At 60.3% G+C, this 15,630-nt stretch carries 15 protein-coding genes, 4 tRNA genes and 1 pseudogene; 11 read left to right on the plus strand and 9 right to left on the minus strand.

Going from position 1 to position 15,630, the window contains the following annotated elements:
- Positions 1-65 precede the first annotated feature (65 nt).
- The gene (locus ACZRN6_RS31975; protein ID WP_003217220.1) at positions 66-473 is read left to right on the plus strand and encodes a PA2817 family protein; all 408 of its coding nucleotides are present in this window, start codon (positions 66-68) and stop codon (positions 471-473) included.
- A gap of 195 nt (positions 474-668) precedes the next feature.
- On the opposite strand, the gene ACZRN6_RS31980 is transcribed toward ACZRN6_RS31975, so the two are convergent.
- Positions 669-1,601: a LysR family transcriptional regulator gene (locus tag ACZRN6_RS31980; protein WP_322146385.1), complete on the minus strand. Its 933-nt coding sequence runs from the start codon at positions 1,599-1,601 to the stop codon at positions 669-671.
- A 91-nt stretch (positions 1,602-1,692) separates the two neighbouring features.
- Between ACZRN6_RS31980 and ACZRN6_RS31985 the strand changes: the two genes are divergently transcribed.
- Positions 1,693-2,319, plus strand: a complete 627-nt coding sequence (locus ACZRN6_RS31985) for an alanyl-tRNA editing protein (RefSeq protein ID WP_464009710.1) — start codon at positions 1,693-1,695, stop codon at positions 2,317-2,319.
- Here ACZRN6_RS31985 and ACZRN6_RS31990 read toward each other — a convergent pair whose 3' ends face one another.
- Together ACZRN6_RS31990 and ACZRN6_RS31995 are read right to left on the minus strand one after the other, a co-directional pair.
- Complete coding sequence (locus tag ACZRN6_RS31990) at positions 2,320-3,888, minus strand: alkaline phosphatase D family protein (protein ID WP_464009711.1); 1,569 nt, start codon at positions 3,886-3,888, stop codon at positions 2,320-2,322.
- Complete coding sequence (locus ACZRN6_RS31995) at positions 3,888-4,439, minus strand: GNAT family N-acetyltransferase (RefSeq protein WP_322146391.1); 552 nt, start codon at positions 4,437-4,439, stop codon at positions 3,888-3,890. The genes ACZRN6_RS31990 and ACZRN6_RS31995 overlap by 1 nt, the downstream gene beginning before the upstream one ends.
- Before the next feature lie 189 nt (positions 4,440-4,628).
- Here ACZRN6_RS31995 and ACZRN6_RS32000 point away from each other — a divergent pair, with 189 nt between their 5' ends.
- From ACZRN6_RS32000 to ACZRN6_RS32030, 7 genes are all read left to right on the plus strand, one after another.
- Positions 4,629-5,036 (plus strand): ExbD/TolR family protein, encoded by a 408-nt coding sequence (locus tag ACZRN6_RS32000; protein WP_322146393.1) that lies wholly within the window; start codon positions 4,629-4,631, stop codon positions 5,034-5,036.
- A 2-nt stretch (positions 5,037-5,038) separates the two neighbouring features.
- On the plus strand, positions 5,039-5,773 hold the full coding sequence (locus ACZRN6_RS32005; RefSeq protein ID WP_464009712.1) for an energy transducer TonB family protein: 735 nt from the start codon (positions 5,039-5,041) through the stop codon (positions 5,771-5,773).
- 24 nt (positions 5,774-5,797) lie between these two features.
- Positions 5,798-8,077 (plus strand): TonB-dependent receptor, encoded by a 2,280-nt coding sequence (locus ACZRN6_RS32010; RefSeq protein WP_464009713.1) that lies wholly within the window; start codon positions 5,798-5,800, stop codon positions 8,075-8,077.
- Positions 8,078-8,094: 17 nt separating this feature from the next.
- Positions 8,095-8,742, plus strand: coding sequence for a MotA/TolQ/ExbB proton channel family protein (locus tag ACZRN6_RS32015; protein WP_322146399.1), 648 nt, complete (start codon positions 8,095-8,097; stop codon positions 8,740-8,742).
- A gap of 56 nt (positions 8,743-8,798) precedes the next feature.
- Positions 8,799-10,016, plus strand: coding sequence for a phospholipase D-like domain-containing protein (locus tag ACZRN6_RS32020; RefSeq protein WP_464009714.1), 1,218 nt, complete (start codon positions 8,799-8,801; stop codon positions 10,014-10,016).
- Between the two features lie 130 nt (positions 10,017-10,146).
- Positions 10,147-10,473, plus strand: coding sequence for a hypothetical protein (locus tag ACZRN6_RS32025; protein WP_464009715.1), 327 nt, complete (start codon positions 10,147-10,149; stop codon positions 10,471-10,473).
- Entirely contained in the window at positions 10,470-11,015 is a 546-nt protein-coding gene (locus ACZRN6_RS32030; protein ID WP_322146405.1) for a hypothetical protein, read from the plus strand. Before ACZRN6_RS32025 ends, ACZRN6_RS32030 begins: the two co-directional genes overlap by 4 nt.
- Before the next feature lie 99 nt (positions 11,016-11,114).
- Here the strand turns inward: ACZRN6_RS32030 and ACZRN6_RS32035 are convergent.
- From ACZRN6_RS32035 to ACZRN6_RS32050, 4 genes are all read right to left on the minus strand, one after another.
- A tRNA-Gly gene (locus ACZRN6_RS32035) sits at positions 11,115-11,190 on the minus strand.
- A gap of 3 nt (positions 11,191-11,193) precedes the next feature.
- Positions 11,194-11,269, minus strand: a tRNA-Glu gene (locus tag ACZRN6_RS32040).
- Positions 11,270-11,374: 105 nt separating this feature from the next.
- A tRNA-Gly gene (locus ACZRN6_RS32045) sits at positions 11,375-11,450 on the minus strand.
- A gap of 3 nt (positions 11,451-11,453) precedes the next feature.
- Positions 11,454-11,529: transfer RNA gene (locus ACZRN6_RS32050), tRNA-Glu, on the minus strand.
- Between the two features lie 370 nt (positions 11,530-11,899).
- Between ACZRN6_RS32050 and ACZRN6_RS32055 the strand changes: the two genes are divergently transcribed.
- Entirely contained in the window at positions 11,900-12,658 is a 759-nt protein-coding gene (locus ACZRN6_RS32055) for a hypothetical protein (RefSeq protein ID WP_322146407.1), read from the plus strand.
- Positions 12,659-12,780: 122 nt separating this feature from the next.
- Positions 12,781-13,593, plus strand: a complete 813-nt coding sequence (locus ACZRN6_RS32060; RefSeq protein WP_464009716.1) for an alpha/beta fold hydrolase — start codon at positions 12,781-12,783, stop codon at positions 13,591-13,593.
- Between the two features lie 36 nt (positions 13,594-13,629).
- Here ACZRN6_RS32060 and ACZRN6_RS32065 read toward each other — a convergent pair whose 3' ends face one another.
- Positions 13,630-14,511, minus strand: coding sequence for a methyl-accepting chemotaxis protein (locus ACZRN6_RS32065; RefSeq protein ID WP_464009723.1), 882 nt, complete (start codon positions 14,509-14,511; stop codon positions 13,630-13,632).
- Positions 14,491-15,597 (minus strand): annotated as a pseudogene (locus tag ACZRN6_RS32070) (HAMP domain-containing protein); the annotation flags it as partial. The pseudogene ACZRN6_RS32070 and the gene ACZRN6_RS32065, both read right to left, overlap by 21 nt.
- Between the last annotated feature and the right edge of the window lie 33 nt (positions 15,598-15,630).

A 15,630-nucleotide genomic window follows, 5' to 3' on the forward strand; every position in this document is an offset into this window, starting at 1 on the left:
TCATATAAAAACGGGCGCTTGAGCTATATACTCTCGCGCCCGTTTTGCTCTTGAGGACTTATCTCGTGTCCAATGTCGTTGCCGATCATCTCGTCTTGCTCGACCACCTGCGCAGCATCCTGGTAGCCGTCGGCGAAGCCGAACAGGTTCCCGAGGAAAGCCACCTTCTGTTCCTGGAGCGCTTCGATGAACTGCGCGCCCTGCTGCCGATCGACCCGATCGAAAGCCAGTACCTGGGCCAGGACATGATGAGCCAGGTCATCCTGCGCTACCCGCAGATTGCTCACCTGGTACCGCGCGACCTGCTGTGGTTCTTCGGTGGCGACTGCCTGCATTTCATGCCCGATGACGAACTGGACCTGTATCAGGCCTTGGAAGAACGTCGCTTCGAAGCTGAACAGAACGACGAACCGTTCGACTGGAACCAGGAAAAGCAGTTGCTGGCCATGTCCAACGACCAGCCAAAGCACTGATCTGTAATGTGCTGAGGGACTTACTGTGGTGAGCGGGCTTGCCCCGCGCTGGGCTGCGAAGCAGCCCCCCCATCAAGATCACATCATTCTTTCAGACAGATCGAGGCGGCAGGCTTTAGGGCCGCTTCGCAGCCCAGCGCGGGGCAAGCCCGCTCACCACAAAAACCGCCTCATCACAAAAAGCCTCCTCGGCACCTATCGTTTATGCAGCGTCGGCTCTTTAGCCATGCACTCCACCAGGTAATCAATAAACACCCGCAGCTTCGGCGGCAGATACCGGGTGGGTGAATGCAGCAACCACGCATCCCCGTGGTACGACGCAATAAAATCCCACCCCGGCAACACCTGCACCACCTCCCCCGCTTCCAGCGCATGGCGCGCCGTGAAATACGGCAAGCTGCCAACCCCCACATGCTGCAACACCGCATCCAGCCGCACCCCGGTGTGATTGGCCGCGTACCGTCCACGCACGCCGACCGTCACCGCCTTGCTGCCCTGGCGAAACTTCCAGCGCGCATCCCCCGGCGTCTCGCCCAGGTAGATGCAACTGTGCTCCAGCAAATCATGGGGGTGCTGCGGTGTACCGTGCTGCGCCAGGTATTGCGGCGTGGCGCAGATCAAGTGTTCGATGGGCAACAATTGGCGCCCCACCAACCCCGGCGGCGGGCTGTCGGTGATGCGGATGCTCAGGTCGACATTGTCATCAATCAGGTCCACGTGCCGGTCCTCCAGGATCAACTGCACATCGACCTTGGGGTAACGCCGCAGAAACTCCGGCATATGCGGATGCACCACAAAACGCCCCACTGCCTTGGGCACGCTGACCCGCACCAGCCCTTCGGCCTCGTGGGTGTACTGCCCGCTGATTTCCATCACCGAACGCGCCGCGCTGACCATTTCCTGGCAACGCTTGAACACCTCTTCGCCGCCTTCGCTCAGGCGCAGCTTGCGCGTGGTGCGTTGCAGCAGGCGAGTGGCCAGGGCTTTTTCAAGGCGCGAGATGCTGCGGCTCACGGATGACGGCGATGCGCCCAGCTGCCGTGCGGCTTCAGAGAAGCTGCCGGTTTCCACCACCTTGACGAAAATCGCCATTTCGCCCAGCAACGGCAAAGGAAGATTGATGCTCATGACGCACAAGTCCATTGAGATTTGAATGGATTATCACCCATTGGCGCACTTCTTATACTGCCCGATAGAAACCCTGATGCGGATGTAAATGATGACCCAGCGCCTGTTTTTTACCCATGACCACCTGAATGCCGAACTTGAAGTGCTGGGATGCACGCCTCATGAGAACCAATTTGCAGTGATCCTGCAGTCAACCATCTTCCATCCCCAAGGCGGCGGCCAGCCATCCGACACCGGCTGGCTGGGCGAAAGCCACGTGCTGAAGGTGGTACAGGAAGGCGATCACGTCGTGCATTACGTCGACCACCCCGTGGCGCCCGGCGCGATACAGGCACGCGTCGATGACGAGCGCCGCAGCCTGCACACGCGCCTGCATTCGGCCGGACACCTGATCGGCAATGCCGGCGAAACCCTGGGCTGGATGCCGATCAAAGCCCATCACTGGCCGGGCGAAGGCAAGATCACCTTTATTCGCGGTACTTCGGCCCAAACCATGGATGCCGAGGCGATTCAGCAGCAAGTCGACCAATGGATCGCGGCCAATCTGCCACGCCATATGGCACTGCAGGACGGCACGCGGGAAGTAGGCTTTGGCGACCTGCCGGCGTATGCCTGCGGCGGGACGCATGTGCAGGCGTTGGCAGAGGTGGGCCAAGTGAAGATCCTGGCCCTCTCAGAGAAAAAAGGCGCCTTGTCGGTGCGCTACAGCCTGGACTGACTAAACCGCAATCGCCCCCGCCCTGCCCGGCTCCACCACAAACGACTTGAGGGTCGAGACGCTGGCATTCGGGTCCCGTGGATCGGAAATCACCCTGAAGTTTGTCAGCATGCTCTTCTCCTCAAGCGCCACTGAGACATAGCCGCGCTGGCGGCTGTCGAAAAACTTCACATGGGGGTTGAGCGGCAGTATCGAGTTGAAGGCGTCAAACGGTGGCCCGTCGGAGGTCACCGAGGTGCCGACAAACTCGGTAGCAATCACCCTGGACTGCGGGTCATTGGCGTCGGCATGCAGGTCGGTGGTCCAGAACGAATGAATATCACCGCCCCAGAACACCGGGTTGCTCAAGCGCCTGCGCTCGATAGACGCCAGTACCCGCTCACGCGTCGCCATGTAGCCGTCCCAACCATCGGTCCAACGACCCAACGCCTGACTTTGCGGGTTGCGCTGGGTAAGCGGCGCCACCAGCAAATCCTGGGCGATCACGTTCCACTGTGCCGTAGAGTGCGCAAAGCTCTTGTCCAGCCACGCTTCCTGCTCCCAGCCAAGCATGGTGCGCTGGGGATTGCGCAGATCAACGCAGCTGTCATCGGCAACATGTCCCTTATGACTGCCGTTGGCCGTAATACACGGCTGCTCGGAGCGATACTGTCGACCGTCCAACACGTGAAAACGCGCCAACCGGCCGTAGTCCAGCTGCCGATAGATACGCATGTCGGGCCCACGGGGCAAGCTACTGGCCCGTAACGGCATATGCTCATAAAACGCCTGGTACGCCGCCGCGCGACGCTTGAGAAACGCCGCTACCGGAACATGGGCATCCTGGGACCACTGGTTGGCGTAGTCGTTTTGCACTTCATGATCATCCCAAGTCGCCACACTGGGCGCGGCCGCGTGTAACGCCTGCAAATCCGGATCGGTCTTGTACAGGGCATAGCGGTTGCGATACCCGGCAAGGTCCGAGGCCTCGCCACTGCCGTGGGGGCGAATAATCTTGCTCGAGCCCTCGGCGTAGGAATATTCATAAATGTAATCGCCGAGGAAAAACACCATATCCGGTTGCTCTGCGGCCAAATGGCGGTAGGCGCTGAAGTAGCCTTGCTCCCAATGGGAACAGGAGACAAACCCCAGCCTGGCTGACGCCATGGCATGTGCCGCCGGTGCGGTGCGCGACTGCCCCACCGGGCTTTGTGCACCAAGCCCTTCAAACTGATACCAGTACGGTCGACCCGCTTCCAGCCCGGCGACTTCCACATGCACTGAATGGGCAAAACGCTCGTTGGCGATTACCTCGCCCTGGCGTACCACGCGTGTCATCGCCGCATCGCTGGCCACCTTCCAACGTACCGGCACCGCCCGGCTCAAGCCGCCGCTACCGTCGGCGGCATTGAACAACGGCGCAAGGCGCGTCCAGATCACGAACCCATCCGGCAAGGGGTCACCTGAAGCCACGCCCAGGGTAAAGGGATAGTCGACACCGGCACTGCGGGCGAACGGGCTCAGGATCGAAAACGCGGTGGCAACCGCCAACCCGCTCAGTATTCGACGGCGGTCGTGATTCACGCTCATCAACCGCGCTCCTTCCAGTCTTCCCGCACCTGCCCGAACACCAGCATGTCTTCATGCACCCCGTTCTTCAGAAACGCGCCGCGCATGCAGCCTTCGTAACGCAGGCCGATTTTCTGCATGACCCGCGCCGACTCCTTGTTGCGGCTGAAGCACTGACTACCGACACGATGCAGTTCCAGTTGTGCAAAACCAAAGTCCATCACTGCGGTGGCCGCTTCGGCTGCATACCCCAGATTGCGACAGTGCGCCGCCACCCAACCGCCCAGATGCCCGTAGTGATGGGCCGAAGAAACTCTGAGGCTGACAATGCCGATCAGCTCATCCGTGTCACGCAGATGCATGCCGAGGTTCAACAGACCAGTGCGGTATTTTTCTTCCAAGCCCTCAATAAACGTCAGTGCCGTTTCCAACGTGTAAGGCGACGGAATCGCTGCGGTGTTATCGGCAATCAGCGGCCCGTTGGCGAGCGTGCAAAGCGTCTCGGCCTGATCCTTTTGCAGCGCCCTCAACAGCAAGCGCGGGGTAGATAAATTCGGCAGTGCAGTGCTCATGCGGGGAGACTCGCGAAATAAATTCTCCAAGAATGTACGCACACCGTGTCAGTTTCATTACGTAGCAAAAGAGACCGGGCAGTCGTCTGTAAGACCCGTCCTAGAGCCTTAAAACCTTAAATTAAAGTTAACCATTCGGTCATTTTTGGTTGCTAGCGTGTCGCCCCTAATCAACTGCGGGGTAGCGGAATGAGAACTTGGGATGAACCCAAAAAGCGCAAGGCACACATCGAACTGATCCCGATGATCGACGTGATGATGTTCCTGTTGGTGTTTTTTGTACTGGTGAGTTTGAACGTGATTCCGGCCCTGGGCATGAAGACTCAACTGCCGAGCGCCAGCAGTTCACAGCAGCTCAAGCCGCAGAATAAATTCATCCTGACCCTGGGCCTGGAAGGCCAGTTGCAACTCGATGGCAAGGACCTGGCCGTCGACGCGTTGGTGCCTGCACTCAAGGCCGCCGAGAAGCCCGACACCAAGTCGACGATCATCGTCAACAGCGACAAAGGCGTGGAAGTATCGCGCCTGGTCGAGGTGATGGACACCCTGCGCATGGGTGGCTTTACCTCCGTCTCCATCGCCACGAAAAAGTCCTGATCATGTATGCCTTGTTTCGTGCGCGTCGGCTGCTGGGCAGTGTCCCGGCCCTGATCGCCCTGGTGCTGATTGCACTGGGTATCCAGTCCCAACCCTTGAAGATCCAGCCTACGTACGACGAGTCGGCGGTTGAACTCGCGTTGGTCGAGCCCGAGCCGGAAGTGGTGCCAGAACCGGCGGTGGAGCAAGAGCCGCCACCGCCGGTGATCGAGGACGAAGAGGCCGAGCCGGCCCCACCACCGCCTCCACCCAAGCCCGTGCCCAAGCCATTGCCAAAACCTGAGCCCAAGCCAAAACCCGTGCCCAAGCCGGTGGCCACTAAGCCAACGCCAACGCCTGCGCCAGCCCCGGTCGCCGCCAAGCCGATGCAGGCCGTTGCCGCACCCACGCCGGCACCCGCCGCCCCGCCCGCGCCGCCGAAAGTCGACGGCCAGGCCCTGGAAGGCGGCTACCTCAAGGGTTTGCGCAACGAGTTGGACACGTACAAGCAATACCCCACCGGGCGCCAGGCGTCTCTCGAACGTCCCAGTGGCGAGGTGGTGGTCTGGTTAATGGTGGACCGCCAAGGCCGCGTCCTCGACTCCGGGATCCAGACCCCGGGGCCGAGCATGCTGCTCAACCGGGCCGCCACCAACAGCCTGCGCCGTATCAAGCAGGTGAAACCGTTCCCCGAACAAGCCTTCGGCGGACGTAACGAGCAGCGCTTCACCGCCACCTTCAACTACAGCGTGCAATAAGCACCTAACACCGGGACGACACTGATGAGGTTCACGCGCATTCATCTGGCACTTGTTGCCGCGAGTATGGGCCATGGGATGGTCATGGCCGACACGAACGACAGTGACGTCGGCACCATTGGGGTACAGGGGAAGGCCACGGCAGGTGGCGGTTACATGGTGCAGGAAGAGAGCGCCAAGGGCCGCTCGACCATCACCAAGGAAGCGCTGGATAAACAGACGGCCACCGGCAACGCGATCGACAAGCTCAAGTACACCCCGGGGCTGAACATCTCCAGCGAAGACAACACCGGCCTCTCGGGTTTCCGCTTCACCATGCGCGGCATGAACTCCGACCAGGTGGGCATGTCGGTGGACGGCATGCCGATCAACGACTCCGGCAACTACGCGCTGTATTCCAACCTGTTGGGCGACCCGGAAAACATCGACCAGATTTTCGTCACCCAAGGCTCGTCGGAAGCCGACGGCCCGCACATCGGTTCCAGCGGCGGCAATATTGGTATCGTGACCATTCGCCCCACCAAGGAAACCGGTGCCTTCGTCAAACAGGTAGCGGGCAGCAACGGCACCTTCAAGACCTTCGCACGCCTGAACACCGGCGAAGTCAACGGCTTGAGCAACTGGCTGTCGGCCTCCCACACCGAAGGCCAGATGTGGCGCGGCTCGGGTGCCGTGCGGGCGGACAAGGTGGAGTGGAACAGCTTCTTCGACGCCGGCAACGGTAACACCGCCAACCTGATCCTCAAATACCACGAGCAGGACAACAACAGTTATAGCCAACTGACCAAGTCGCAATTCCAGCAATACGGCCGTAAGTACGACCCATACCCGGCAACACCGGCCGTGGGCGCCAATGGCAAGGTCAGCAGCTACTACGACCTGGCGCAGAACCCGTTCCAGACCTTCACAGCCGTGCTCAACACCCAGTACAAGTTGAGCGACAACCTGTCCCTCTCGGTGATCCCGTATTACTACTACGGCAACGGCAGCGGCGTGGGCTCCTCCGCGTACGCGCTGAACAGCGGTTCGAACAAGGGCGGCGTTTTCGACCTTGGCAACCTGCCGACGCAGGCCCAATACAACGCCGACGGCTCCTCCACCACCGGCGTCTACTACCGCCCTTCGCGCACCCAGACCTGGCGCCCAGGCATCACCACCAAGCTGAACTGGGACCTGGGCGACCACAGCCTGCAGTTCGGCTACTGGTACGAACGCGCCCGCCAAAGCCAGACCCAACCGTTCATTGCCCTCAAGAACACCGGCAAGCCAAGCGACACCTGGCCGGACGGCAATTCCGTGGTCGACGCCAACGGCAACACGGTACAGGGCCGCGACCGATACACCGTGACCCCGGCGCAAAAAGTCTGGGCCCAGGACACCTGGTATATCAACTCGGACTGGACGCTGATAGGCGGCCTGGCCTTCATGAATGTCGAGCGTGAGGGCACCAACCACGGCAGCCTCACCGAGCAACCGGGCAAGGCCAGCCAGACCTACAACAAATTGCTGCCCAACGCCGGCCTGAAATACCAGATCGACGAGCGTGACCAGTTGTTCTACAGCCTGTCGCGCAACATGCGCATACCGCAAAACTACGTGCTGTACGACAAAGGCGTCGGCTCCCTCGACTCCAAGCCGGAACTCAGCTGGAACCAGGAACTGGGTTGGCGCTACACCGGCGAAGACAGCACCCTCGCCGCCACCCTGTTCTACATGCAGTTCAAAAATCGCCAGCTCACCTCTCTGGACAGCAACGGTGATTCGGCCGACATCAACGCCGGCACCGTCATCAACAAAGGCCTGGAGCTGGAGTGGAGCGGCAAGCTGGCGCACAACTTCAACTACTACACCTCCTACACCTACACCAGTTCCGAACAGCAGGACGACCTGACGGTGTACAGCGCCGGCAAGCCGATCGTATTGCCCACCAGCGGCAAGCAGTTCGCCAACGTGCCGAAGAACATGCTGGCAGCCAACATCGGGTATGACGACGGACGCTTCTACGGCACCTTCGGCGGCAAGTTCACCAGCAAACTCTATGGCGACCTGACCAACGATGAGGCCATCTCGGCGCGCACCATTTTCAACCTCGGCGCCGGTATCTACCTGCCGGTGGACAAGAAGGTGGTCAAGGACGCAACCCTGCGCCTGAACGTCGACAACCTGTTTGACAAGAAGTACCTGGACGGCGTGTACACCACCAAGACCAACTCGGCGAGCTACAGCGGTTTCCGCGACGGCGACCCGGCTTACATCGTTGGCCTGGACCGTACCGTCACGGTTTCCCTGGAAGCGAATTTCTAACTGCGAGGCTTACGATCATGGACATGGACCTGCTTCACCAAATTACCTTTTATGTGATGTACGCCGCGCTGGCGATTGCGATCTTCATCACCATCGAACGCGGCATTTACTTCGCCTACGTGCGTCGCCAGGCCCGCGCACTGACTGAAGTGCTCGGCGCCCACGTGCACAGCGAGCGCGACCTGCCGCAAAGCCTGACCCGCCGTGACAGCCTGCCGCTTGGCATGGTGTTGCCGATCCTGGCGCAGAAGGCTTCCCATGGTTCGCGCAAGGACCTGGACGACGAAATCGAAACCCAGTACCTCAAGACCCGTGCGCCGCTGTCCCGCAGCCTGTGGATCATCGAAACCATCACTACGGCCGCCCCATTGCTGGGCTTGCTGGGCACCATCCTCGGCATCATCGACACCTTCAAGGCCCTGGCAACCGCGGGCGTGTCCGACCCGGGGCAGATTTCCGGTGGCATCGGTACGGCCTTGTTCGCCACGGGTTTGGGTATCGCCATCGCGCTGTTCTGCGTGGTGTTCCACAACTTCTTCCAGGACAGCCTGGAGCGCATCAACGACCAACTGAAGATCCTGCTGATCCGCGCCGCAACCGGTGCCCGCGTGCAGGGTGAAGTGCCGCACCTGGTACCGACACCGCTGCAAAGCCGCACTGCGTGACCTTCCCGGGGCGGGCGCATCATGCGCCCGCCCTTTTTCTGCCCGATGAGACGCCTATGTCCATATCGCTGAAATTACGTATCGCCGGCCTTGCAGGCCTGCTCCTCAGTCCGCTTGCCCAGGCGGACTTTTCAATTCCGGGGTTTGAGTTGGTACACACCGTGCCAGTGGACACCCAACTTGGCACCGCCGATTTGCGCCAGCCCGGCCCCGTGTGGATCCAGCTGTTCGACGGCGCGAAAAGCCGCATCGACATCGGCCAGTTCTACGCGGCCGACCATCCTGGCTCGGTGATGGACAAGGTGATTGAACACCTGGAAGCCGCCGGCAAACGTGGGGTGAAAATTCGCTTCCTGCTGGAAGAAAAAGGCGTGCGGCTGTCGGAAGCTTCCACGCTGGACCGGCTGCGGGCGATCCCCAACCTGACCTTTCGCATCCTGCCGTACGGCAAGCTGAGTGGCGGGATCATCCACGCCAAATACATGGTGGTGGACGGCAAGCAGGCGTTTATCGGCAGCCAGAACTTCGACTGGCGTTCGCTGGAGCATATCCACGAAACCGGGCTGTTGATCAGTGATGCAACCGTCGTCGCCCAGACCCAGGCCATTTTTGAACAAGACTGGCAGGCCCAGGCAGCGTTGGCCGGCAACAAGCCTGTCGCCCTGCCCGCCACAGGCGCTACACCGCCGCGCACCGGCAACTACCTGGTAGCCAGCCCCCAACGCTACAACCCGCCGGGTGTGGGTGATTCACAATTGGAACTGCCACGCCTGCTGGGCGAGGCGAAAAAGGAAGTGCGCGTACAACTGCTGGACTACGCGCCGCTGTCCTATGGACCTGACAGAACCCGGCCTTATTACGCAGTAATCGACAACGCAGTGCGTGCGGCGGCCGCGCGTGGGGTGTCGATCAAGTTGATGGTGTCCAACTGGAACACCGAAGCGCTGGAATTGCCGTACCTGAAAAGCCTGGCCGTACTGCCGAATGTCGAGGTCAAGATCGTCACGCTGCCCGAGGCCAGGCAAGGATTTATTCCTTATGCGCGGGTGATTCACAGCAAGACCCTGGAGATTGACGGGCAAGTGGCGTGGGTGGGGACGAGTAACTGGCTGGGCGGCTACCTGGATAACTCGCGCAATCTGGAAGTGGTGATGCGCAGTGAGGCGATGGCCAAGCGCGTGGGAGATTTGCACGAGCAACTGTGGGATGGGCCCTATGCCAAAGCGCTGGAAGTGACGAGCGAGTACCCACAGCCACACCCGGGCAAGCCTTGAACCGTTGCCCGCAAACGGTATGACTTTGCGGGCAATGTCACATTGCCAGATATCCACGCTGCACTTTTTCGCCTTTGCGTTGACCAACCCTGCGTAGTCGCCGATCAATACTCAGGGATGGAGAGCAGGGATGAACAACACACGCAATGGACTGTACGGAGCCGCGCTGCTTTGGGCTGTCATCGGGCTCACAGGTTGTGCCAATTCCATGACCTCCACCGGTGTACCGGGGGTGAAGATGGGCGACAGCTATGAGCATGTACTTGCCGTGGTCAGCCGCGACAATACGGTGACCAGGAAGATCGACGGGCAGGGATTGCGGGCTGAGGGTTACTCGCAGACGTTCAGGGATTGTCGCAGCACCTATTTTATCTTCCAGGGCGCCGACGGCTTGCAGATGGTCAGCCATGAGCCCGCGCCGCATCTGTCGGTCAGCCAGAACTGCCGCCAGCCATGAGTACTTTACGAGTAATTCCTGCCCTGTTTCTGGTACTGCTCACTGGCTGTGGCCAGGTGTATAACGTGCGCTCCCTCAACACTGCCTATACGGCGCCGCAGTCCGCCGAGACGGCGCGCTTGCGCATTATCAGCGACGGCATGGTGCGCGCGGTGCCAGGGCGTGATTGCCTGGACTGGAATGTCCCGGGCGCGGGGGTGATGGTGTCCGCCAAATCCGGTTTCGCCGACCGCAATGGCGCAACCCTGGGTATGCCAGGGCCGATTTATACGTGGGACGGTGCGGTGTCGTCCGAACTGGTGATTCCGGCGAACACGCCCATTGCCTTTCACTACCTTGGGCTGCCGCAAGGTGGCAGGCAATGTTTCAACACCATGACTTTTATCCCCCAGCCCGGCATGGACTACATGGTGCGCGTGTCCTCGTCCCGCAGTTGTGCGTTCGAGCTGGCGGAACTGCCGAAGGGCGCTGAACGGTGGAACCCGATTGAACCGACGCCGTCGGGAAGACTGTCGATGTGCAACGCGATGGATAACTTCTAGCGGTCCAGGCGCAACGTGGGTAGAGGCGTTGCGCCACGGCCCACAAAAACCGCACAAACAAAAACGCCGATCATTGCTGATCGGCGTTTTTGTTGAATATGGAGCGGGAAACGAGACTCGAACTCGCGACCCCGACCTTGGCAAGGTCGTGCTCTACCAACTGAGCTATTCCCGCAAATGGCGTCCCCTAGGGGACTCGAACCCCTGTTACCGCCGTGAAAGGGCGGTGTCCTAGGCCACTAGACGAAGGGGACACGCTACTGAAACACATGGTGTGTGCTTCAGTGCCCAGAGGCCTCGTCCGAAGACTTGGTCCTGGTTTCACTCAGTGCCGCCCGAGAGCAACACTGCTTAAAAATTGGAGCGGGAAACGAGACTCGAACTCGCGACCCCGACCTTGGCAAGGTCGTGCTCTACCAACTGAGCTATTCCCGCATATGGCGTCCCCTAGGGGACTCGAACCCCTGTTACCGCCGTGAAAGGGCGGTGTCCTAGGCCACTAGACGAAGGGGACACACGTACAACATTCACTCCCTACCGCGTTTCGCTGTGTGCTTTACGCTGTAAGTGGCGCGCATTCTATGGATGGATTGGGAGGTCGTCAACCCCCAAGGATAAATTTATTTAAATCAATGACTTCGCCGTGGTTTACGGGACTTGCAAGGGTTTCTCGCCGTCCAGGCTTTGACGCCTATATTCTGGCGTTCCACAAGGCGCTATAGTTCGCAGTGGCAAATGATGGCAATGTGCATCTACGCAGGGACTGCCTACCTATATAGAAGAAACAACTGGCGCTACTGGTCGCTCAGTCCTATCCGGCCAGTGCCCCAGTCACTACACTTCAACGCAAACCCCATAAAGAGGTCACACCGGTGACACCACTCATGATCACCCTGCTGGTAATAGCCGGGATCGTAATACTGATCGCCATTGGCTACATGAACCACGTGGTGGAAAACAATAAGCTGGAAAAAAACCGGACCCGGATCGAACTCAATGACCGGCTGCGTCGCTGCGGCGAAATCACCGAGACCTTCCCAGGCCAGTTGATGACGCCGCGACTCAAGTTGCTGCTGACCCGCCTGGAGCTCAACGTCAATCAGCGCCTGTTGAACCTGGACAAGTCCAATGCGTCGCTCAAGGCACGTATTGTTGAGCTCAACGCGCTCGTGGCGCAGGGCGAATCAATTCCGGTGAACAACCCGCCCGGCCCGATCCAGACCGAAGCCAAGGCCAAGGACGTGCGGTTCCTTCTGGAAGCGTTGCATGGCCAAGTGACCCGTGCGGCCCAGGACGGTTTCCTGCCGACCAATGAAGCCAAGCACTGGATCAAGGAAATCCGCCACATCCTGGTGCTGCTGCACATCGAGTTCTTCAACAACCTCGGCCAGCACGCGCTGCAACAAGGCCAGCCGGGCCAGGCACGCCTGGCGTTCGAGCGCGGCGTGCAGTACCTGCGCAAACAGCCGGAGCCGGTGGTGTATAGCCAGCAGCTGCAATTGCTCGAAAAACAACTGGCGCGTGCCAACTCCATGGTGCTGACCAACATCCAGCCGGCCGAAGACGAGGTCAATGAATTGACCGAAGGCTTGAAAGTGGTGGATGCAGATGCAGACTGGAAGAAGAAAGCTATCTACGACTGATCCCCTGCCATTGTGGTGGGCGGTCAACCCGCTCGCCACATGCCATCACTCTGTACCTATCCCCCTCCCGCCGAATAGCGTAAAAAAGGCTCCCTCTCTCCGTTAACGAAAAGGGCTCCTGCATGCCTGTCGCGCTTATCGATGGACAACCGCTGCACTACCTCGACCAGGGCACCGGCCCGGCCGTTCTCCTCGGTTCCAGCTACCTGTGGGACAGCCAGATGTGGGCGCCGCAGATCGAAGCCCTTTCGCAACAGTACCGGGTGATCGTCCCCGAGTTATGGGGCCACGGCGAGTCCGGCGCATTGCCTGCGAACACCGCTTCGCTGGACGACCTGGCGCGCCAGCACCTGGCCCTGCTGGATCAGTTGGACATTGCTCAGGTAAACCTCGTCGGTTTGTCGGTCGGCGGCATGTGGGGCGCACGCCTGGCATTGCTGGCACCTGAGCGAATCAACAGCCTGGTGCTGATGGACACCCACTTGGGTGCCGAGCCTGAAGCCACTCGCCAGTACTATTTTTCGCTGTTCAAGATGATCGAAGACGCCGGAGCGATTCCCGAGCCACTGCTGGATGTGGTTGCGCCGATCTTTTTCCGCCCTGGCATCGATCGGGAATCGGCCCTGTACCAAGGCTTTCGCAACGCACTGAAAGCCTTCCCCAAAGAGCGCCTGCTGCAAAGCATCGTGCCCCTGGGCCGGATTATCTTCAGCCGCGACGATGTGCTGGAACAGCTTTCACGCCTCGACGCCGACACCACCCTGGTACTGTGTGGGGAGCAAGACAAGCCAAGGCCACCGGCTGAATCAGAAGAAATGGCGGCCTTGATGGGCTGCATGCTGACGTTGATTCCGGACGCCGGGCATATCTCCAGCCGGGAAAACCCCGACTTCGTCAACGAAGCCCTGCTGACCTTCCTGGCCAACAACGCCTGAGCGCCCTGCCCTTTGATCACCGCAAGCCTGCGGTGATCAAAGGCGAAAGTGCCCAACCATGCCTTTAAGCTCCGTACCCAACTGTGCCAGCTCAATGCTCGACGCCGCATTGCCTTGCATGCTCAACGCCGATTGATCGGCACTCGCACGAATGCTGGTAACGCTGCGATTGATCTCCTCGGCCACCGAGCTTTGCTCTTCTGCCGCCGCGGCGATCTGCTGGTTCATCTGCTGGATCAGCGACACCGCCGCCGCAATGCTGCCCAGGGCGCTTTCAGTTTCCAGGGCATCACTGACCGCCAGCTTCACCAACTCACCGCTCTGCTTGATCTGCTGCACTGAAGACTGCGCAGCACTGCGCAACGTACTGACCAACCGTTCGATTTCTTCGGTCGATTGCCGGGTACGCTTGGCCAGCGCCCGAACCTCATCCGCCACCACCGCAAAACCCCGGCCCTGCTCACCTGCCCGTGCCGCCTCGATTGCGGCATTCAGGGCGAGCAAGTTGGTTTGCTCGGCCACGCTTTTGATCACCCCAAGCACCGTGCCGATATTCTGGATTTCGGCGCTCAGGCTTTCGATGCTGGTACTGGCAGAGGTGGCGGAACTGGCCAGCAACTCGATACGCTGCAAGCTCTGGCGCACCACCTGCTGACCGCTGTCGACCTTGTCATCTGCCGTCTGCGCAGCCTGGGCCGCTTCCTCGGCATTGCGCGCCACGTCGTGCACGGTGGCGGTCATCTGGTTCATGGCCGTGGCTACTTGCTCGGTCTCTTCCTTCTGGCTGCTGACCTCAATGTTGGTCTGCTCGGTCACACTGGACAACGAATGGGCAGAGCTGGCGAGTTGCTCGATACCCGCCTGCAACCCGCTGACCATACTGCTCAGGCCACTGCTCATCTGTTGCATCGCCAGCATCAACTGGCCCATCTCGTCCCGGCGGCTGACGTCCATGCGCCCGCTGAGATCGCCGGCGGCAATTTGCTGGGCCACCGCAATTACGCTGCGCAGCGGTGCAACGATCAACCGGGTAATGATCCAGGCCGCAATCAACCCCATCAGCAGCGCCAGGGCTGAAGAGCCGATGATCAGCAACGCGCTTTTCTTCAACTGCGCCTGCATCGACAGGTCTTCTGCGTCGTAGGCCTGATTGACCCGTGTCACCACCTCGGCGGCACGCTCGTGCAGTTGCTTGTAGACCACCTTTTCCTGGGCCAGCAGCCCGGTGTACTCGCCGAGTTTTTCGCTGAAGGCCGCGATATGCCCGGACACCTCGTTAAGTACGGTTTGGTAGCCTGGGTCCTTGACTGCGGTTTTCAGCTGTTCAACCTGGGCCAGGGCCTGGTCGGCCTGTTCGATCTTGCCTTGCTCGGCGTTCTCGTCATCGCCCTTGCGGCTCTGGTCCAGGCGCACGTGCGCTTCGTTCATGGCTTGCAGCATCAGGCGCGATACCTGGCTGACCTGCCCCGCCTGCTCGATAAATTCGGCGCCTTCCTTGCCCTGGCTTTCCTTGAGGCCATAGGCACCGTCGTCCGCCAGCCCGGCCTGCAACACGTCGAGGTTGTTGGCGACACTGGAGACCGACCAACTGGCCATTTCCAGTGCCAGGTCTTTGGTCTGGGTCAGTTCGACAAACTCGTCGAATGCCTTGCGATACGCCGCCAGCGCCTGCTCTACGTCGGTCATCACCGCAACGTTGGTGGCCGACTGCGCCTTGAGAGTAGCGGCCTGGGCAGCCAACCCGTCGACGCTTTCGTGCAAGGCGTCGACCGACTTGGGGTCGGCATGCAGCGCGTAGTCCTGCTCGATCAAGCGCACCTTGAGCAGGCCACTGTTAAGCGCCGACATGGCTTTAAGGCCCTCGAAGCGCTGGCCGACGGTTTGCAGCGACCACACGCCAATCGCCGCCACCAGTGCCGTCAACAGCAGCACCAAGGCAAAGCCCAAGCCCAGTTTTTTTGCCATACCCAGGTTGGCAAAACGTCGTTGCACGGCAGAAATCATTGCACTTGAGTCCTCTTGCAATGGCGAATGCCA

The sequence above is a fragment of the Pseudomonas sp. A125 genome (genome assembly GCF_055409485.1).

Bases quoted from the DNA above. Each gene is read 5' to 3' on its own strand.
- ACZRN6_RS32060 (WP_464009716.1), top strand. From the start codon at position 12,781: ATGCCTGTCGCGCTTATCGATGGACAACCGCTGCACTACCTCGACCAG.
- ACZRN6_RS32065 (WP_464009723.1), bottom strand. From the start codon at position 14,511: ATGCTGGCGATGCAACAGATGAGCAGTGGCCTGAGCAGTATGGTCAGC.
- ACZRN6_RS31990 (WP_464009711.1), bottom strand. From the start codon at position 3,888: ATGAGCGTGAATCACGACCGCCGTCGAATACTGAGCGGGTTGGCGGTT.
- ACZRN6_RS31985 (WP_464009710.1), top strand. From the start codon at position 1,693: ATGACCCAGCGCCTGTTTTTTACCCATGACCACCTGAATGCCGAACTT.
- ACZRN6_RS31980 (WP_322146385.1), bottom strand. From the start codon at position 1,601: ATGAGCATCAATCTTCCTTTGCCGTTGCTGGGCGAAATGGCGATTTTC.
- ACZRN6_RS32010 (WP_464009713.1), top strand. From the start codon at position 5,798: ATGAGGTTCACGCGCATTCATCTGGCACTTGTTGCCGCGAGTATGGGC.
- ACZRN6_RS32020 (WP_464009714.1), top strand. From the start codon at position 8,799: ATGTCCATATCGCTGAAATTACGTATCGCCGGCCTTGCAGGCCTGCTC.
- ACZRN6_RS32000 (WP_322146393.1), top strand. From the start codon at position 4,629: ATGAGAACTTGGGATGAACCCAAAAAGCGCAAGGCACACATCGAACTG.
- ACZRN6_RS31995 (WP_322146391.1), bottom strand. From the start codon at position 4,439: ATGAGCACTGCACTGCCGAATTTATCTACCCCGCGCTTGCTGTTGAGG.
- ACZRN6_RS32015 (WP_322146399.1), top strand. From the start codon at position 8,095: ATGGACATGGACCTGCTTCACCAAATTACCTTTTATGTGATGTACGCC.
- ACZRN6_RS32005 (WP_464009712.1), top strand. From the start codon at position 5,039: ATGTATGCCTTGTTTCGTGCGCGTCGGCTGCTGGGCAGTGTCCCGGCC.
- ACZRN6_RS32025 (WP_464009715.1), top strand. From the start codon at position 10,147: ATGAACAACACACGCAATGGACTGTACGGAGCCGCGCTGCTTTGGGCT.
- ACZRN6_RS32030 (WP_322146405.1), top strand. From the start codon at position 10,470: ATGAGTACTTTACGAGTAATTCCTGCCCTGTTTCTGGTACTGCTCACT.
- ACZRN6_RS32055 (WP_322146407.1), top strand. From the start codon at position 11,900: ATGATCACCCTGCTGGTAATAGCCGGGATCGTAATACTGATCGCCATT.